The organism is Mucilaginibacter lappiensis, assembly GCF_900155965.1.
In the GTDB taxonomy this organism is placed as follows: domain Bacteria; phylum Bacteroidota; class Bacteroidia; order Sphingobacteriales; family Sphingobacteriaceae; genus Mucilaginibacter; species Mucilaginibacter lappiensis.
The window spans coordinates 222,298-239,947 of record NZ_FTMG01000010.1; the positions used below are offsets into that span (position 1 = coordinate 222,298).

Here is a 17,650-nt window from a genome sequence, read left to right on the forward strand (position 1 = left end):
TGCGGTAGTGGGGGGATATAAAAATTACTCGATATGATAAGCTTTAGTCAACCTTACCGAACTACTAGCTGGTTTTTTTATTAGATTTGATAAAACCTTACACAAATGTTCATCTCTCAGTTCTTCGCTTCTAATTATCGTAGTCTCAAAGAAATTGTCGTACGTTTTGCCAACGGCAAAAATGTTATTGTCGGTAAGAATAATTGTGGTAAATCCAATATTATACGGGGAATTGAAATCTTAGTCGGTGAAAAATTTCCAACTTATCAGCTAATTGGAGATAACGACTTTTATACTTACGAAGATATTATTAAAGATACAGGAGAAATTGTAGAGATTCCAGCAGATCATTTATTTCTTGAGGTAACTCTTGAAGGTAGAGATATTGATCAGGATATGATCATGACGATCAAAAAGCAGACCGCTTTCTCCCGCATTCATAATAGCAAGGACCTTTATTTTAAAGATGAAAAGACAGGTGATATCATTGTAAATTATGATCTTTTTGAAAGCCTTGATGAGTTAGAGAACAGGTCAGAAGTAGAGGTGCTTGAGCAATATGGGAACGGTAAGGCAAAGAAAACGAAATGGATGCCAGCCGCCAATCTGCATGCTTTCCTTGTAACGGCTCGGAGCCTTAAAGTTTTTTTCTGTAAATCTCGCTTGGATGAAGAAAAAATGGGTTTCGGTTTAATCGTTCGTTGTGCGGAAGGTCATTATTGGGTAACTCATTTCCTTTCCAAAAAGCTAAGAGACTCTTTGTTGACCACTACTGTAATCAGCGCTACACGGAGCCATAAAACTGAATTACGATTGGTCCATTATTCTTGGTTCGGGAAACTAGTCGCAGGAATATGGAATAAAAACAAAATATTGTTGGAAGAATCCTCTGGCAAGACTTACGAGGAACTTATAAGACTCAGTGCGGAAGAGATAAAGAGCAGGGTAGATACTGTATTTGCTTCTAATATTCAGATGGTGAAAACACTGTTAGAAGGTGCTATCGCTCATAAGGCTATTTCTTTTAAATTTTTGGATAATGCCAAGGACGAGCTGTATAAAAATGTGCAACTTTTCGTTAACGATGGTATCGACCGACCTATACACGAAAAAGGAACAGGTATTCAAAGTGCTGTAATTATTGCACTATTCTCGCTTTATTGTAATGATTATCATAATAATAGTTCCTTGCTGATTGCAGAAGAGCCCGAACTATTTCTACATCCACAAGCGCGTCGGGTAATATCAGCAGAACTTAATAAATTCCTAAGTGGGTCAGAAAAACAAGAGCGGCAATTAATTATAAGCACGCACTCTACTGAATATCTGAAACATGTTGATCTGTTCAATAATACTAGGGTTTACAAAGACACAGGAGGTAACTTTACGATTGCCAAACAGTTGGATCAAAATACTTCTACTTTGCTTACCCTAGAACTCAAACGCTTTCTATGGTCGAATAATAGTGAGATTTTTTTTGCAGACAAGGTAGTTTTGGTCGAAGGGGGGAGGTATTCTTGATCCCTGCCATTGTAGATAAGATAACGGGTATTAAGCAAAAGCTGGATTACGAAAATATCTCAGTAGCTCGTGTTAATGGTAAGGGAAGTTTTCTCATTTATGCGAGGATGTTGAAATGTTTTGAAATCGAATATCTGATCGTGGGGGATCTTGATTGTTATAAGGATGAGGTGCGAAAACTGGGCGAGCATTTTAAGTTAGTTGACATTATAGAGCAAATTATGAAGGTAAAGACCGCTATTGGACAAATGGAAGTTGATTACCAGCGAATTAATGAGCGGATCAAAAATGTCGATAAAAATTTTGATGCACAGGTATTTCAGCAACTTTTAGAGCAGATTATCGCTGGCACATTGGAGGCTGATAATGCAGATCTTAAAGAGATAGTTAGTTTTATGCAGAGCCGTTACACGAAAGGCAGCCGAGAGCAGATCATCATTGAGACGATGACCCTTGAGGGATTTACAGCTATGCAGAAACGACTACGGGAAAACCGCATCTTTATCTGGTCGAAAGGTGAACTAGAGAATTATTATCAGCCTTCTGTTCAGCAATTGACTGGTAGCAAAGATATAAAGGCCTTGCGTTTAGCCTATACCCTTCACGAAGAGAATGAACAACTCGATAAATACATGACCCATATTCCGGAAATCGAAGAACTATGCGGATATATCTTAAAAAAATAGCCTTGCGACATATCCGTTTATGGCAGGTGAGAATGCACCAACAAAAAAAGAGACGCACATAATGCGTCTCTTTAAAAAGATATTGATCCTAGAATCCTTTAATCAAAGTTCAGAACTATTCAAACCAGGCCATCACCACTTCTTTGGTAGGCATGGTAATATCCAGTTTTAGTTTTTTGCGCATACCGCCCAGGTCGTTGAAAACCTTGTTGGGGTTGCCGGCTTTGAGTTCTTCCACAGTATTGAAGCCCATTTTATTTAATACAGGCACCCATTCGGCGGGTACGCCTATGTTTACAAAATCATCGGCGGTGGCCACTTTTGCCTTTTTCTCGGGGCGCATCTGCGGAAAGAACAATACTTCCTGTATAGTGCTCTGGTTGGTCATCAGCATTACCAAACGGTCGATACCGATACCCAGGCCCGATGTTGGCGGCATACCATATTCCAAGGCGCGTAAAAAATCGTCGTCCATAGCCATCGCTTCGTCATCGCCACGGCCTGCCAGTATTAACTGCTCCTCTAAACGCTCACGCTGATCAATGGGATCATTTAACTCCGAATAGGCGTTGGCTATCTCCTTGCCGTTCACAAATAGCTCAAAGCGCTCCACAAGGCCTTCCTTGCTGCGGTGTTTTTTGGCCAGCGGGGTCATTTCGATGGGGTAGTCGGTTATATAGGTTGGCTGTATCAGGTTGGCTTCTACTTTGGCGCTAAAAATCTCATCGATCAGTTTACCTTTACCCATGGTTGGGTTAACTTCAATTTTAAGTTCGGCACAAGTTTGGCGCAAAGCAGCTTCGTCCATGGCCGATACATCGATACCGGTATATTTCAGGATAGAATCATACATCGACAGTTTTTCGTACGGACCTGCAAAGTTGATCTCGTTATTGCCTACCTGTACTACCGGGATGCCATGTACGGCACGGGCCACAGTTTCCAGGCATTCTTCAACCATTTTCATCATCCATATATAGTCTTTATAAGCTACATAGATCTCCATCGCGGTAAACTCCGGGTTGTGGGTACGGTCCATGCCTTCGTTACGGAACATTTTACCAAACTCATACACACCGTCGAAACCGGCCACAATAAGGCGTTTTAAGTACAGCTCATTGGCGATACGTAAAAACAGAGGCATATCCAGCGTGTTATGGTGCGTAGCAAACGGACGTGCCGCAGCGCCGCCATGTACAGGCTGCAGTATAGGAGTTTCCACTTCCATCCAGCCCTGCTCGTTGAAATAACCGCGCATAGCGCTGATCACTTTGGAACGACTGATGAATATATTTTTATATTCGGGGTTGACCGTTAAATCCACATAACGCTGACGGTAACGGAGCTCCGGGTCGGTAAAACCATCATGTATGGTACCATCATCCTCGCGTTTTACAACGGGCAGGGGTTTAAGCGATTTGGAAAGCACGATCAGCTCACGAACGTGAACAGAGATTTCGCCGGTTTGGGTTAAAAATACATAACCTTTGATGCCGACGTAATCGCCAATGTCCAGCAGTTTCTTAAATACGGTATTGTATAAAGTTTTATCCTCATCCGGGCAAATATCATCGCGTTTCAGATAAATTTGCACGCGACCGGTTGAATCCTGGATCTCGGCAAATGACGCGCTACCCATGATACGACGGGTCATGATACGACCGGCAATTACTACATTTTGGTAGGCCTCGGGTTTGTCCTTAAAGTTATCGGTAATATCCTGTGCCCAGGCGTTAACATCAAAAGCTTCGGCAGGGTATGGGTTAATGCCCAATGCCCTTAATTGTTGTAAAGATTCGCGGCGTATAATTTCCTGTTCGGATAGTGCAATACTCATGCTATAAACGGTATTTTAAATAATTTGCAAAAATAGCGTTTTTAATGAGTTTGGGGCTGAGTTTTTTTAGAAGGAGTGAAAGGGCGTAGAAATCGACTCACCAGATCTGCGCTTCGCTGGATCATCCTCTCTTCGCCTACGGCGGAAAGAGGGTTGGGGAACCACGATTTTTGGAGCAAGGAACAAGGACTTTTTATTCACTTTATCTTTGTTCATTATTCCCCAAATCCTTAGTCTTTTCGTCCCCTCTTTCCGCCGTAGGCGAAGAGAGGATCGGCGAGCAAAGCGATGCCGGGGTGAGTCTATGAGATTGCTATTCTCCCAACATTTTCGTATCTTTATACAACTAAACAGCCCGGTTCTTTTTTAAGAGAATCGGGCTGTTTGGTTAAGAGAAAATAAGGCCAAAAACCGACCGTTTTATATTTAGTGTTCTGCAAATCAAGTATTTAATACTTTTTAAAGTTTTTAAAACCGCTCAAAACTGTGTCAAAATTTGTTAAAAAGTGTTAAAATGAAGTTTTTTTGAACGTTTTTCTCCTGTTTTTATGCTGTTTTTGATCAGAAAAGTGTTAAAATTAAAGGTTTAAAAAGTTTTTGAACCACACATTTTAACACTTGAAAAACCTATTATAATGATGATGAAAAAATTAGCTCCTGTATTCTTTTTTTTAGTTGCCTTATCGGGCAGTGCGTTTAGTCAGGATGCTCCGGGTTTGTACGATGCCGGTACTAAACCACAACTGGTATCCAAGCAATTTTCCTTTACCGAAGGACCTGCTGTGGATAAACAGGGCAATATATTCTTTACCGATCAGCCCAATAACAAGATCTGGAAGTATGATACCGATGGCAAGCTGTCGGTTTTTCTGGATAGCGCAGGCCGTTCCAACGGGATGTATTTTGATAAAAAAGGCAATCTCATTAGCTGTGCTGATGCTAAAGATGAACTATGGTCCATCAGCCCCAAAGGTAAAGTTACCGTGCTGCTGAAAGATTATGAAGGACACCTGTTTAATGGTCCTAATGATGTTTGGATACATCCTAACGGTGGTATTTATATCACCGATCCCTACTATCAACGCGATTACTGGACCCGAAAAAAGCCAGATCTGGATGGGCAAAAGCTGTATTACCTGGCCAAAGGCAAACATAAAGCGGTTATTGTTGACGATAGATTTGTACGCCCCAACGGTATTGTAGGTACACCCGATGGTAAAATACTATATGTAGCTGATATCGGCGACAGCAAGATTTATAAGTATGATATCAACCAGGATGGTTCCTTGAGTAACCGTACACTGTTCATCGCCCAGGGATCCGACGGGATGGCTATTGATGAGCGCGGGAATATTTATTTATGCGGTAAAGGTGTGACCATTGTAAATCCTCAGGGCGAAAAAATAGGGCATATAGATATTGATGAGCCATGGTCGGCCAATGTATGTTTCGGTGGCAAAAACAAGGATATCCTGTTCATTACCGCTTCAAAGGCAGTGTATATTATGCAGATGAAAGTAAAGGGGTTTGATTAAAACTCTTGCTTTTCTATAAAATGGGCTACTTGTTGCTGTTCATCAGAGCTGAGCAAGTCGCCGGTATATTTCCATCGTTGGCGTATTGGTTCAGTAGTAATGCTGCCCAGGTAATCCGGATTGACTTCGTCTGGCAGGGCTGGTTTATCTTCATCTATCTCTAAAGCTTCGGTAAACAAGGCCGATTCATTATCTATAGCGGTTTTATAAATCTTATAAGTGCCTGTGTCGGTAAGATCGGGCCATAACATGGGTTCAACAATAATATTCCTTGAAGTACCGTCGGGGTGTTTTAAAACAAGAGTAGCCGGATTTTTCATAGGTTATTATTTTAGAATAATACAGCAGGTTTTAAACTTTGTTTGCCTTAGTTGTTTTATAAATGTATAGAAACAAGAAGCGCCCCTGATGGGCAGGGGCGCGTTCTAACCAATTATAAACCTAAATTATGAGAAGAGTTGCAAGGGAGGAGTCGAACCATCATTTGCTGCCTGCCAGCTCCTTACAATAACTATGGTACAAATATAGTAAACATGTTTTGTATTGCAATAGTTTCAATGATAATATTTGAGTGTTAACAATTTGTTAATCATATAACGCTTGGGATATGATATTAATAATACAATCAAGCTCGATTTTTACAGCTAAGTATTGAATATCAATTAGATTTATCATGTAGCGTATGTTAATAATCACTCCTAAAGCGATGAAAATTTGTAAGCTAAGTGTGATTTTACTGCCAGGGTTGTAAAATAAATGGCTTTTCGCTGACAAAATTAGGTCCCACTGGAGACTTGAAATACCTCTTTAGAGGATATTTTAAACAGGTTGCGGGACATTTTTTCAAGAGATAATAAAAAAAGCTGCCCCAAACAGGAACAGCTTTCCGAATTTTTATTTGATCGTATTAAATTATTGCTTTGGAGCAGCGTTAGCAGCATCATCAGCTTTTTTCTGATCATGTTTTGCTTTTTTGTCAGCTTTCAGATCGGCAAAAGCCTTTTTCTGGTTAGCGGTTAAAACAGCATTTAATTTTTGATCAGTTTGAGCCTGGATAACTTTGCGGGTGGCCTTGTTGGTTTTTTTATCAGCTTTGTGTGCTTTTAAACTATCCATACGTGTAGCCTCGGTGAAAAATATGGCGTTTACCTGCTTGGTTTGACTGGTGGTAAGCATCAGCCTCTTTTGCAGGTTTTGTGTTTTATGCGCAGCCTTTTGAGCCGGTGTTTTAGCAGGTTGTTGCTGGGCATTGGCCAATACATTTAGTCCGGTTACCAACGCTATGATTAAAATTAATTTTTTCATTTTCTATTTTATTGATGATTTGTTTGGTATGACAAACAGACGCCCATTTGGTTTAATAAATATAAAAAGATTGTAAGTAACAGAAAGTTAACACAAAAAACTCATATTTATAGTTAAACCAAAATGTCATATTAAAGTCGAAACATTTATAAATTCATGATCCTGCGCAAATGATCATCTATGAAAAGGACCATAAAGAGCCTCTGTTGCATCTCGTTGCTGATTTTGGGAACGGTATCGCTTTCGTCATTTTTTATTGCATATAGCCATAACTCGCCATTCAGATGGAAATTTCCGTATCAGCAACAAGGCTTAACGGAAAGACAGGCGGCAGCGCATTTATTAAGCCGGTTTACCTACGGCGCCACTCCCGGCGAAATTGATGAAGTGGTAAAGTCCGGATTGGAAAACTGGTTTAAGCAGCAAATGGACGCCGATCTTCCGGATGATTCCCTTAACCGCTTATTAGCTCCGTATGATGCCATCAAGCTGACTAACACCCAAGTGGTTACTGAATTTCCAAAAAACGCGCAGGTGCTGCGTATGGCTATAAGCGCGGGCGTGGTCAACAAAGATTCTGTGAAAACTGACCGAAAATCGTACCGGGATGTGCTGCAAAACTATATGCAGCAAAATGGAATGAAACCCGAGCAAGAACTTTTCAGGCAGTTTATCAATCAAAAGATATTGCGTGCAGCTTATACCAATAACCAGTTGCAGGAGGTAATGACCAGCTTTTGGTTCAATCATTTTAATGTATCTATCACCAAAAACGATTGCGCTCAGTTTATACCCGCCTATGAGCGCGATGTGATCCGCCCTAATGCTTTAGGTAAATTCAATGATATTTTGCTGGCTACAGCCAAATCGCCAGCCATGCTGTACTACCTGGATAATTTTACCAGCTCGGCTGCTAACGGTAATGTGCCAGCAGCAAAAAAACTGATTCGTGCGGCGCAGCTACAAAATATGCCTAGCCAGATGGTGGATAGCGGTAGGCGTGCCGCCTTGGTAAACAAATTACAAAAAGCAAAAAATACACAAGGATTAAATGAGAATTATGCCCGTGAGGTAATGGAACTGCATACCCTGGGTGTTGACGGAGGATACACGCAGCAGGATGTAACCCAAGCCGCCAAAGTATTAACCGGCTGGACAATATATCCGATAGGTCAGTATGGTAAGCTGGGAAAAAACATCATGGATAAAATAGGAGCCGATCGTTTGGAGAATCGAAGATTTGTTCGCGATAGCGATTTCTTATTCAATGCCAACCGTCACGATAAGACAGAGAAGGTGGTTTTGGGTAAACATTTTGGTCCGGATGAAGGATACCAGGAAGGGGTACAGCTATTATCCATGCTGGCACATAGCCCGGCTACAGCAAAATTCATCAGTCGTAAAATAGCGGTACGTTTTGTGAGCGATAACCCTCCGCAGAGTTTGATCAATAAAATGGCTAAAACATTCCTGGATAAGGATGGTGATATTAAACAGGTGCTGATTACTATGGTAAGTGCGCCAGAATTCTGGAATGCATCCGCGCTGCGCGAAAAAACAAAATCACCTTTTGAACTGGCTATAGGTTCTGTTCGCAGTCTGCATGCCGATATAGAGCAACCTTATCAGCTTTATAACTGGATAAATAAGATGGGTGAGAAGATGTATTATTACCAGGCTCCGACCGGTTTTCCGGACAAGGGACAATACTGGATCAATACCGGCGCGTTGCTCAATAGGATGAATTTTGGTCTGGCCCTTGCCACCGGGCGTATACCTGGCGTAAAGATAGACCTGGCGGCGCTAAACAACCATCATGAACCCGAAAGCGCTCAGGCTGCCTTAGCTATCTATAGCAAACTGATCATGCCGGAGCGCAAGCTCGACGAAACCATTAAACGCCTTACACCATTGCTTACCGACCCAAACCTGGCTCAACGGGTTGATGAAGCAAGTTCTAATAAGCTTTATGCAAAAGTGGGGGAACCCGCCGAAAAGAGCATGACCGCACCGGAGAAGATGATGGCAGATAATAAATTGGCCGCACAAGGGAAGCGCCCCAATAATGTAATGGCCATGCAAACTCCGGGTAACAACAAATCTATGCTGGGACAGGTAGTAGGGGTGATCATTGGTTCACCCGAATATCAACGACGTTAATCTATAAAAACATAAGATCATGGTATCAAGAAGAGGATTTTTAAAATCAGGAGGCTTAGCCTTATTGGGTGTGGGCTTAATGGGTGGCATCCCCGGCTTTTTAGCCGAAGCCGCCGCAAGCGAAAAGATCATATCGCCCTATAAAAAACGTAAAACGCTTATCTGTATATTTCAAAGGGGCGCTATGGATGGCCTGATGGCCGTGACACCATTTAATGATCAATATTTAAAGGATGCCCGGCCTACATTGTTTATGTCGGCAGCGAAAGCGGGTAACAGTTCACCGCTAATTGACCTGGATGGCAGGTTTGGCTTGCATCCGTCCATGAAATCTTTTGAACCGCTGTTTCGTGAAAAACGATTAGGAATAGTACAAGGTATCGGATCGCCAAACAATACCCGTTCGCATTTTGATGCACAGGATTATATGGAATCGGGTACGCCTTTCAATAAAGGAACCTCCAGCGGCTGGCTTAACCGGGCGGTTGGTTTATTGGGTCATGACGCTTTAACGCCATTTACAGCGGTGAGCATGACATCGGCTATGCCGCGATCTTTTTACGGCGATAATCCTTCAGTATCGATCAGTAACCTGCAGGATTTCGCTATCCAGATGCGCGGTAACCCTATGGGTGCCAATATGGCTGCTAAAAGCTTTGAAGATCTGTATGATCAAACATCGTCTGGCTTGTTAAAACAGACCGGTAAAGAAAGCTTTGAGGCGGTTAAAATGCTGCAGAAAACAAACATTAAAAACTATACACCAGCCAACAACGCGGTATATCCAAATTCGGCATTGGGTAATTCATTAAAGCAAATAGCCCAGCTGATTAAAATGGATGTAGGATTAGAAGTAGCCTTTGCCGAATCAAATGGTTGGGATACGCACTTCAACCAGGGAGCTGAAAATGGCATATTTGCCCGTAACGTAGCCGATCTGAGTGGTAGTATCACCGCTTTGTGGACCGATTTAGGAGCTTACCAGGATGATGTTACCGTGATGACCATGACCGAATTTGGGCGTACCGTACATCAAAATGGCACCGGCGGCACCGATCATGGCCGGGCATCATGTAACTTTATTTTAGGGAATGATATTAACGGCGGACTGGTTCATGGCGATATGAAGCCCCTGGCTGTAGAAAACCTCGAAGATGGTCGGGATTTGGCAGTTACCACCGATTTTAGAAGCGTGTTTAGTGAAGTGGCAGACAGGCACCTGAACATCAATAACGATCATGTTTTGTTTCCTGATTGGAGCGGTAACAGGATAGGGGTAATGCGGGGGTAATTATCTTATCCCAGCCAGGCAGTGGGAAGTTTTATAGAAAAAACTGTACCACGGCCCACGATGCTTTCTACATCGATAATGCCGTTATGTTTTTCGACTATCTGGCGTACGATACTTAAGCCCAGACCGGTTGATTCTTCGCCCCGGAGGCCGGTTCTGCGTGCTTTTGAAAAACGGTTAAATACATCCGGGAGCATGTCGGCTGGGATGCCCAAGCCGTAGTCTTGTACTTCAATAACCAGTTCTTCGCTCTTTTTATTTAGCCTGACATCTACACGGCTGTTATCTTTTGAAAACTTGATCGCATTACTGACTAGATTATCGATGGCACGGTGTAGTTTTTCTTTATTTACTTTGGCATAAGCCGGGTTAATGTTGCTGGTAAATATTACATCCGCTTTAAGGTCCTGCTGTATCTCCCAATCGTTTACAATGCCTTTTAGCAATTGATTCAGTTCCGTTCTTTCCATTTCAAAAACATCATTGGTGTCATTGCGGGCAGCTTCCAGCAAATCATCAATAATGGTTCGGGCTTTAATGCAGGATGCCTTCATCATATTCAGGTTCTCCTGCATTTCATCGTTCAGGTCATGATCCATTTCCATGATCATGGCCAGCGATTCTACCGCCGCGATAGGGTTGCGAAGGTCATGAGCCACCATACCTAATACCTGGTTCTTAAATTCACCTGCTTTTTCTATTTCTACATTCTTTTCCCTGATCTCGATCACCTGCTGGTAATAATTGACCTTGTAAGAGAAAAAGTACCTGGAAGTAAGATAAAAAGCAGAAAGCAGAATGGCAGATATCAGCTGATTATACACCATTTGAGTGGAGCCGGTTTGACTGTAGAATAAAAGAGCTGTAAAAAGTATCTCAATGGTAATGATCAAAATAAGAGTTTCGTAATACTCAAACACATATATAGCGCTGATGAGACTTAGGGCAATAAGGTACAGTGTTAAAGCATTGCTGGGATCAGACGTGGCAATAAAACTGGAATACATACCACAGGATATGATGTATACCGAAAACAGGAACACCAGGAGTGACATACCGGCAGTTGCTTTTTTATGGCTTTTGAAATTTGCGATGAACAGATTACTTACAATCAGGAAAATGGGTGTGATAATAATGAACACCCAATTACTCAAACTAAATTCCGGGAAATTTTGGGCACGCGTAAGACTCACCGGAAAAACAAAATACAGTATCCTTATAACCACATTCAACACCAAAAATATAATGCTTCCGGCCCTTATAGCAACCAGGTTTTGATAGGTATAATAGTCCCTGTAAGATGCCTTATATTTTGCTGGCAAGCTGTTGAAAAAGAAATGAGTATTCAATGGTATCGCATATAAGGTTGTCGGGCAAAAATATCAAAATTTAATAAGAAATTTTTCAAATAATAACAAGTCAAAATGTCGTTTAAGTTTATATTTACCTGACTTTTTTTCACTTAACATTAAGTGGCAAGCGTTTTGATTAATACTCATCAATATGAACTTTAACAACTTTACAATAAAAGCCCAGGAAGCCGTACAAAAGGCTTCGGAAATTGCCGCTGGTAATCAACAACAGGCAATTGAACCCGCGCACCTGTTAAAAGGCTTGTTGCTGGTTGATGAAAATGTTATAACCTATTTATTAAAAAAATTAAACGTAAACCTTAACCGGTTGAATGAAACGCTCGACGCGCAGATCAGTTCATACCCCAAGGTAAGCGGAAGCAATATTTATTTGTCATCAGATACCAATTCGGCCTTGCAAAAAGCGCAGGGGTATTTAAAGGAATTTAAAGACGAATTTGTATCGGTTGAACATATCCTATTGGGTATACTAACGGCCGGCGGTACTATCAGCTCGCTGTTAAAAGACCTTGGCGTAAATGAAAAAGACCTCAAAAAAGCCATAGTAAGTTTACGTGGTGACAGTAAAGTAACCGATCAGAATGCCGAAGCTACATATAATGCCCTGAATAAATATGCTCGTAACCTGAATGAGTATGCCGAATCGGGCAAGCTCGACCCAGTTATCGGTCGTGATGATGAAATTCGCCGGGTGATCCAGATCCTATCGCGCCGTACCAAAAATAACCCCATCCTGGTGGGGGAACCTGGTGTGGGTAAAACAGCCATTGCCGAAGGTATTGCCTTCCGGATCATTAAAGGCGACGTGCCTGAGAGTCTGAAAACCAAAGTGGTTTATTCCCTGGATATGGGTGCCTTGATAGCTGGTGCCAAATACAAAGGCGAGTTTGAAGAACGACTGAAAGCCGTGATCAAAGAAGTAACCCAAAGCGATGGCGAGATCATCCTGTTTATTGATGAGATCCATACACTGGTAGGTGCTGGCGGTGGCGAAGGCGCTATGGATGCGGCTAATATATTGAAGCCGGCCCTTGCCCGTGGTGAACTGCGATCAATTGGCGCTACCACACTTAATGAGTACCAGAAATACCTGGAAAAAGATAAAGCGTTGGAACGCCGTTTTCAGAAAGTGATGGTGGAAGAGCCGGATACTGCCGATGCCATATCCATCTTACGTGGTTTGAAAGAGCGTTACGAAACCCACCATAAGGTGCGTATTAAAGACGAGGCCATTATAGCCGCGGTGGAAATGTCGCAACGATATATTTCTGACAGATTTTTACCCGATAAGGCTATCGACCTGATGGATGAGGCCGCCTCTAAACTGCGCTTGGAAATGGATTCGGTACCTGAAGTGGTTGATGAGCTGGAACGTCGTATCATGCAGCTGGAAATTGAACGGGAGGCTATCAAACGGGAAAAAGACGACCGTAAAGTGGGTGAATTGAGTGAAGAGATAGCTAACCTGTCGGCTCAGCGCGATTCCTTACGTGCCAAATGGAAAGGTGAAAAAGACCTGGTTGATGGTATTAACCAAAAGGTGGAACTGATTGAAAACTATAAGCTGGAAGCCGAACAGGCCGAGCGTGCCGGTGATTATGGTAAAGTGGCAGAATTGCGGTACGGAACCATTGTACAGGCGCAGGCCGAAGTGGAAAAGCTAAAAGCCGCCCTGTTGGAAAACCAAAGCGACAGCCGTATGCTGAAGGAAGAGGTTACTGCCGATGATATTGCCGGTGTGGTTTCCCGCTGGACAGGTATCCCTGTTTCTAAAATGATACAGAGTGAGCGCGAAAAGCTACTGCACCTGGAAGAAGAGTTGCACAAACGTGTAGCCGGGCAGGAAGAGGCTATTGAAGCCATTAGCGATGCTATACGCCGCAGCCGTGCCGGTTTGCAGGACAAGCGCAGGCCTATCGGTTCATTTATATTCCTGGGTACAACCGGTGTAGGTAAAACTGAATTGGCCAAAGCTCTGGCAGAGTATCTGTTCAATGACGAAAGCGCATTAGTGCGTATTGATATGAGCGAATACCAGGAACGCCATGCGGTTTCCAGGCTGATTGGAGCGCCTCCGGGCTATGTAGGCTATGATGAAGGCGGCCAACTGACCGAGGCTGTAAGGCGTAAACCTTATAGCGTGGTATTGTTGGATGAGATCGAGAAAGCCCATCCGGATGTGTTTAACATCTTGCTGCAGGTATTGGATGATGGTCGTTTAACTGATAATAAAGGCCGTTTGGTGAATTTTAAGAATACTATCATCATCATGACCTCCAACATAGGTTCAAACATTATACAGGAAAATTTCCAAACGCTGGAGGATGATAACCGCGAAGAGCTGATAGCCAAAACTAAGAACGAGCTGTTTACATTACTGCGTGCTACTATCCGTCCGGAGTTTTTGAACCGTATTGACGAGATCATTATGTTCACCCCGCTAAGCCGCGATGAGATACATGATATTGTGAAACTGCAGTTTAACCAGGTAAAACAAACCCTGGCCGAAATGGGTATCACGATGGAAGCTACCGACGAAGCATTGGATTGGCTGGCCCAGTTAGGTTACGATCCGCAGTTTGGCGCCCGTCCGCTAAAACGTGTCATCCAGAAAAAGATCCTGAACGAGCTATCGAAGCAGATCCTGGCTGGCACAGTTGATAAGGACAGTACCATCAAAGTGGATATGTTTGATAACAATTTTGTGTTTTTAAACACTCCAAAAACTACCGACGAGGCGGTAAAACAATAAAATAATAAATCCATTATAACGCAAAGAGCCACCCATTTGGGTGGCTCTTTGCGTTAATAAAAAAGGCGTCATTGCTGCGAGGTGCGAAACAAAGAGCCCCCTCTAAATCTCCCCCGGAAGGGGAGACTTTTCGAAATATTTTAAAGCCCTCGCTTTCGGGGAGGGTTGGGTGGGGCTCTTTACTGCAATGACGGGCGGAATAGGTTCACAATTATATATTAAGGATCATGGTTTTTCCTCGTCATCTTCCTTGCTTTTTTCTTCAACCATTTCTATTAAGGTTTCGTTGTCCATAATTCTGTCCCTGTTTTTTGATTGGGTTGGTCCTGCTCCGGTTATAGCTACACCGGTAACAGCCAATAATAAAAACAGTACCAGGCAAAAAAGCCTGAATACTTTTTTTAGCTTTTTCATGCCGATAGCCGTGTGCGCCTGATATGCATTAAGCATAGCTAAGCCATGGAATAAAATTTATATATGAATTTTTGATAAACAGGCCAGATTAGCCTATTTGGAAAAAGGTGGCATTATCATGATGATCGGCTGCACGATACAGGTGATCAATGTTATAGGTGAAGTAATGTTTAGTAGATAAAAACAATTGCTTTAAATACCTGTGGCGGGTTAGTGTGAGCCTATTATCAGCATTAATTCTTTGAGCGGCATATTTTCTGCCGGCAAGGGATGAAGGGATATTGGTATAAAAAGCTAATGCTGCTCTTTTATAACTGATTCCACCTTTTGAAACGAAATTTTTATCAGAGAACAGTTCTGTACCCCTCTTTTATAACTGATTCCACCTTTTGAAACGAAATTTTTATCAGAGAACAGTTCTGTACCCCACACGCGGTTATTGCCGGGAATATTTTGGCTTACATAGCCCGGCAGCGCAAAAAAGCTAACCATGAAGCCAAAAGCCAGCAGGTATTTTTTAAACGAAGCTTTGATATGGCTATTGAACACATGTAAATATAATCAAATAGTTGTTATATCTAACGGTTTATGAATGAGTGAGTTTTTTCATTTAAATGCCTTGTACTCATATTCTTGATAATATTTAATAATATGTTAATATTGTGTAAATGTTTGATTATAAACTTTTATAGAAGTTTACCACACAATTATTTAGTACCGACACATATATAAACTTACCGAAAATCACTATGCTTAAATTTACCCAACCCGGGCTATTATTCGTAGCCTCTGCCCTTACCGGAATGCTGGTAATGGGTTGTCAGAAAAACAGTACTCCTAAAAGTCAAACTCCTGATGCAGCCGCTTCCATCAGCAAAAACATTAAAACCCAGGCGATATCCCTTACACAGGGTTTCGAAGTTGGATCAACCAGCCCAAAAACAGCTTATGATGTAGCCCCAACAGGTTCAAGCGGCGGCGACAATGTAACCCTGTCTGGCAATCCATGGAATATGTTTGATGCGTTGATCGGCAATCTGAGCGCCGATCAAAAAAACGGGTCGTGGAGTGCTCGTATACGTAATACCGGTAAAATTACCATGTTGTTTGATGTAACCGGCGGCATAAGCACAGTTACTATTAGTTCTGCAACTTATGGTAGTGATCCTGCAAGTCAATGGGGTTTGTTTTATTCTGTTGATGGCGGTACAACCTGGGCTCAATCGGGTTCAAACATAACAACAGGCGCAACACTGGCTGTACAAACGTTCACCATTAATGTAACTGGCAGTGCCCGTTTAGAGATCCGTAAATTAACAGGCGGCACTAACCGTATCAATATTGACGATATTACTATTAATGATAACGGTGGTGGTGGCACAACTCCTCCACCGGTAGTAGTTACCGGAAAAAAATTCCTGTTTGATGCAAGTCACCTGGAAAATGCAGGCAGCGCCGATTGGCAGATAGATGCCGATGGTACCGAAAATGTGCCAATTTATACTGGAGGTACAACTGTAGAAACTAAAGCGCAACGCATCCCAACACCATCATATACAGGCATTACTGCCAGTACTCCTGAAACTTACTGGAAAGGTGGCATATCATCATGGGCCGTTTCATTAGTGAAATTAGGTGAACTGGTTGAAACCTTGCCAAGCGGATCAACTGTTACTTATGGAGATTCATCAAATCCACAGGATTTAAGCAATTATGATGTTTTTGTTGTTGATGAACCCAATCGTTTATTTACCGCTGCCGAAAAAACCGCTTTGATGAACTTTGTTAATAACGGTGGCGGTTTATTTATGATTGCCGACCATACCGCTGCTACCACTGCCGGAACGGATGCCAATGGTTACAATCCGTCTGACAGAGATGGTGATGGTTATGATTCACCCCGTGTTTGGAATGACCTGATGACCAATAACGGTATCAATAACAACAATCCATTTGGCTTCAACATTAATTATGTAGATATTAATGAAAGTCCATCAACTAATGTGTACACCGGTACCAATGCCAATGCGCAAAAAGTATTGAATGGAGCGACCGGCACAGCCTCAAAACTGGCCTTTTACGATGGTTCAACAGCAACATTGACACCAACAAATAACTCAAGCGTACAAGGCTTATTCTGGCGTAATTCAGCCACCAATGGCGGTAACAGTAATGTAATGGCTTTATTGGCTACTTATGGAACTGGTCGTATTGTTTGGATAGGTGATAGCTCTCCTGCTGATGACGGTACCGGCGATACCGGTGATAGCCTGTTTAATGGCTGGTCTGGTGATTCACCTTCAGGCTTTACTTCACACCCGGCTTTGCACTTAAATGCTTCGCTGTGGCTGGCTAAAGCTATATAAGTATTTCCGGATCTCTCATAAAAGGGAGATGGGAAGTATCCTGAAACTTACGGAGTTTTAAAAACTTCGATTTCTATGATCTATGCAAGTAAATTTTGATAATTATTTTCATAGTGTGAGTTGTGATTAACGCAGGCAAATATTCTTAGTATAAGTTTGTTTCTAACGGCGTTGATCACACTCATTTTATTCTTCTTTTGCTCGTTTACTTTTCGCTGATAATATTGTTTCAGATCTTGGTTGTATTGTATAGCGACAATGGCCGACATATGTAAAAGTGTTTTTACTTTTTTATTTGCCATGTGTGATACTCTGCCTTTCCCTTTGAATATACCTGATTCTTCCACAAAAGGTGCTACGCCGGCATAACAAGCGTATTGTTTAGGAGTACTTATGTTTTTAAATTCATT

The 17,650-nt window shown here is 42.2% G+C and carries 14 protein-coding genes; 7 read left to right on the forward strand and 7 right to left on the reverse strand.

The features are described from left to right. The first annotated feature begins 105 nt into the window (after positions 1 to 105). Both BW976_RS18940 and BW976_RS18945 read left to right on the forward strand, forming a co-directional pair. On the forward strand, positions 106 to 1,521 hold the full coding sequence (locus BW976_RS18940; RefSeq protein ID WP_076375329.1) for an AAA family ATPase: 1,416 nt from the start codon (positions 106 to 108) through the stop codon (positions 1,519 to 1,521). Further along, the gene (locus tag BW976_RS18945) at positions 1,518 to 2,207 is read left to right on the forward strand and encodes a TOPRIM nucleotidyl transferase/hydrolase domain-containing protein (protein ID WP_076375331.1); all 690 of its coding nucleotides are present in this window, start codon (positions 1,518 to 1,520) and stop codon (positions 2,205 to 2,207) included. Before BW976_RS18940 ends, BW976_RS18945 begins: the two co-directional genes overlap by 4 nt. A 115-nt stretch (positions 2,208 to 2,322) precedes the next feature. On the opposite strand, the gene lysS is transcribed toward BW976_RS18945, so the two are convergent. Beyond that, positions 2,323 to 4,044: a lysine--tRNA ligase gene (lysS, locus tag BW976_RS18950; protein ID WP_076375333.1), complete on the reverse strand. Its 1,722-nt coding sequence runs from the start codon at positions 4,042 to 4,044 to the stop codon at positions 2,323 to 2,325. Positions 4,045 to 4,679: 635 nt separating this feature from the next. Between lysS and BW976_RS18955 the strand changes: the two genes are divergently transcribed. Next, a complete protein-coding gene (locus BW976_RS18955) occupies positions 4,680 to 5,579 on the forward strand; it encodes an SMP-30/gluconolactonase/LRE family protein (RefSeq protein WP_076375335.1) in 900 nt (299 codons plus the stop codon). Here the strand turns inward: BW976_RS18955 and BW976_RS18960 are convergent. Together BW976_RS18960 and BW976_RS18965 are read right to left on the reverse strand one after the other, a co-directional pair. After that, positions 5,576 to 5,899, reverse strand: a complete 324-nt coding sequence (locus tag BW976_RS18960; protein ID WP_076375337.1) for a hypothetical protein — start codon at positions 5,897 to 5,899, stop codon at positions 5,576 to 5,578. The genes BW976_RS18955 and BW976_RS18960 overlap by 4 nt on opposite strands. Before the next feature lie 592 nt (positions 5,900 to 6,491). After that, entirely contained in the window at positions 6,492 to 6,884 is a 393-nt protein-coding gene (locus BW976_RS18965; RefSeq protein ID WP_076375339.1) for a hypothetical protein, read from the reverse strand. Between the two features lie 180 nt (positions 6,885 to 7,064). Between BW976_RS18965 and BW976_RS18970 the strand changes: the two genes are divergently transcribed. Both BW976_RS18970 and BW976_RS18975 read left to right on the forward strand, forming a co-directional pair. After that, positions 7,065 to 9,044 (forward strand): DUF1800 domain-containing protein, encoded by a 1,980-nt coding sequence (locus BW976_RS18970; protein ID WP_076375341.1) that lies wholly within the window; start codon positions 7,065 to 7,067, stop codon positions 9,042 to 9,044. Between the two features lie 19 nt (positions 9,045 to 9,063). Continuing rightward, the gene (locus BW976_RS18975; protein ID WP_076375343.1) at positions 9,064 to 10,335 is read left to right on the forward strand and encodes a DUF1501 domain-containing protein; all 1,272 of its coding nucleotides are present in this window, start codon (positions 9,064 to 9,066) and stop codon (positions 10,333 to 10,335) included. Positions 10,336 to 10,340: 5 nt separating this feature from the next. Here BW976_RS18975 and BW976_RS18980 read toward each other — a convergent pair whose 3' ends face one another. Then, on the reverse strand, positions 10,341 to 11,657 hold the full coding sequence (locus BW976_RS18980) for a sensor histidine kinase (RefSeq protein WP_139332343.1): 1,317 nt from the start codon (positions 11,655 to 11,657) through the stop codon (positions 10,341 to 10,343). A gap of 181 nt (positions 11,658 to 11,838) precedes the next feature. Here BW976_RS18980 and clpB point away from each other — a divergent pair, with 181 nt between their 5' ends. Then, entirely contained in the window at positions 11,839 to 14,460 is a 2,622-nt protein-coding gene (gene clpB / locus BW976_RS18985; protein WP_076375347.1) for an ATP-dependent chaperone ClpB, read from the forward strand. 225 nt (positions 14,461 to 14,685) lie between these two features. Here clpB and BW976_RS18990 read toward each other — a convergent pair whose 3' ends face one another. Then, entirely contained in the window at positions 14,686 to 14,910 is a 225-nt protein-coding gene (locus tag BW976_RS18990) for a hypothetical protein (protein ID WP_076375349.1), read from the reverse strand. A 258-nt stretch (positions 14,911 to 15,168) separates the two neighbouring features. Further along, positions 15,169 to 15,423: a hypothetical protein gene (locus BW976_RS29470; RefSeq protein ID WP_076375351.1), complete on the reverse strand. Its 255-nt coding sequence runs from the start codon at positions 15,421 to 15,423 to the stop codon at positions 15,169 to 15,171. Between the two features lie 200 nt (positions 15,424 to 15,623). Here BW976_RS29470 and BW976_RS19000 point away from each other — a divergent pair, with 200 nt between their 5' ends. Next, positions 15,624 to 17,240, forward strand: a complete 1,617-nt coding sequence (locus tag BW976_RS19000) for a hydrolase (protein WP_076375353.1) — start codon at positions 15,624 to 15,626, stop codon at positions 17,238 to 17,240. Between the two features lie 80 nt (positions 17,241 to 17,320). Here the strand turns inward: BW976_RS19000 and BW976_RS19005 are convergent. Continuing rightward, positions 17,321 to 17,650: transposase (locus BW976_RS19005; protein WP_139332344.1), on the reverse strand; the 330-nt coding region annotated here is incomplete at its 5' end.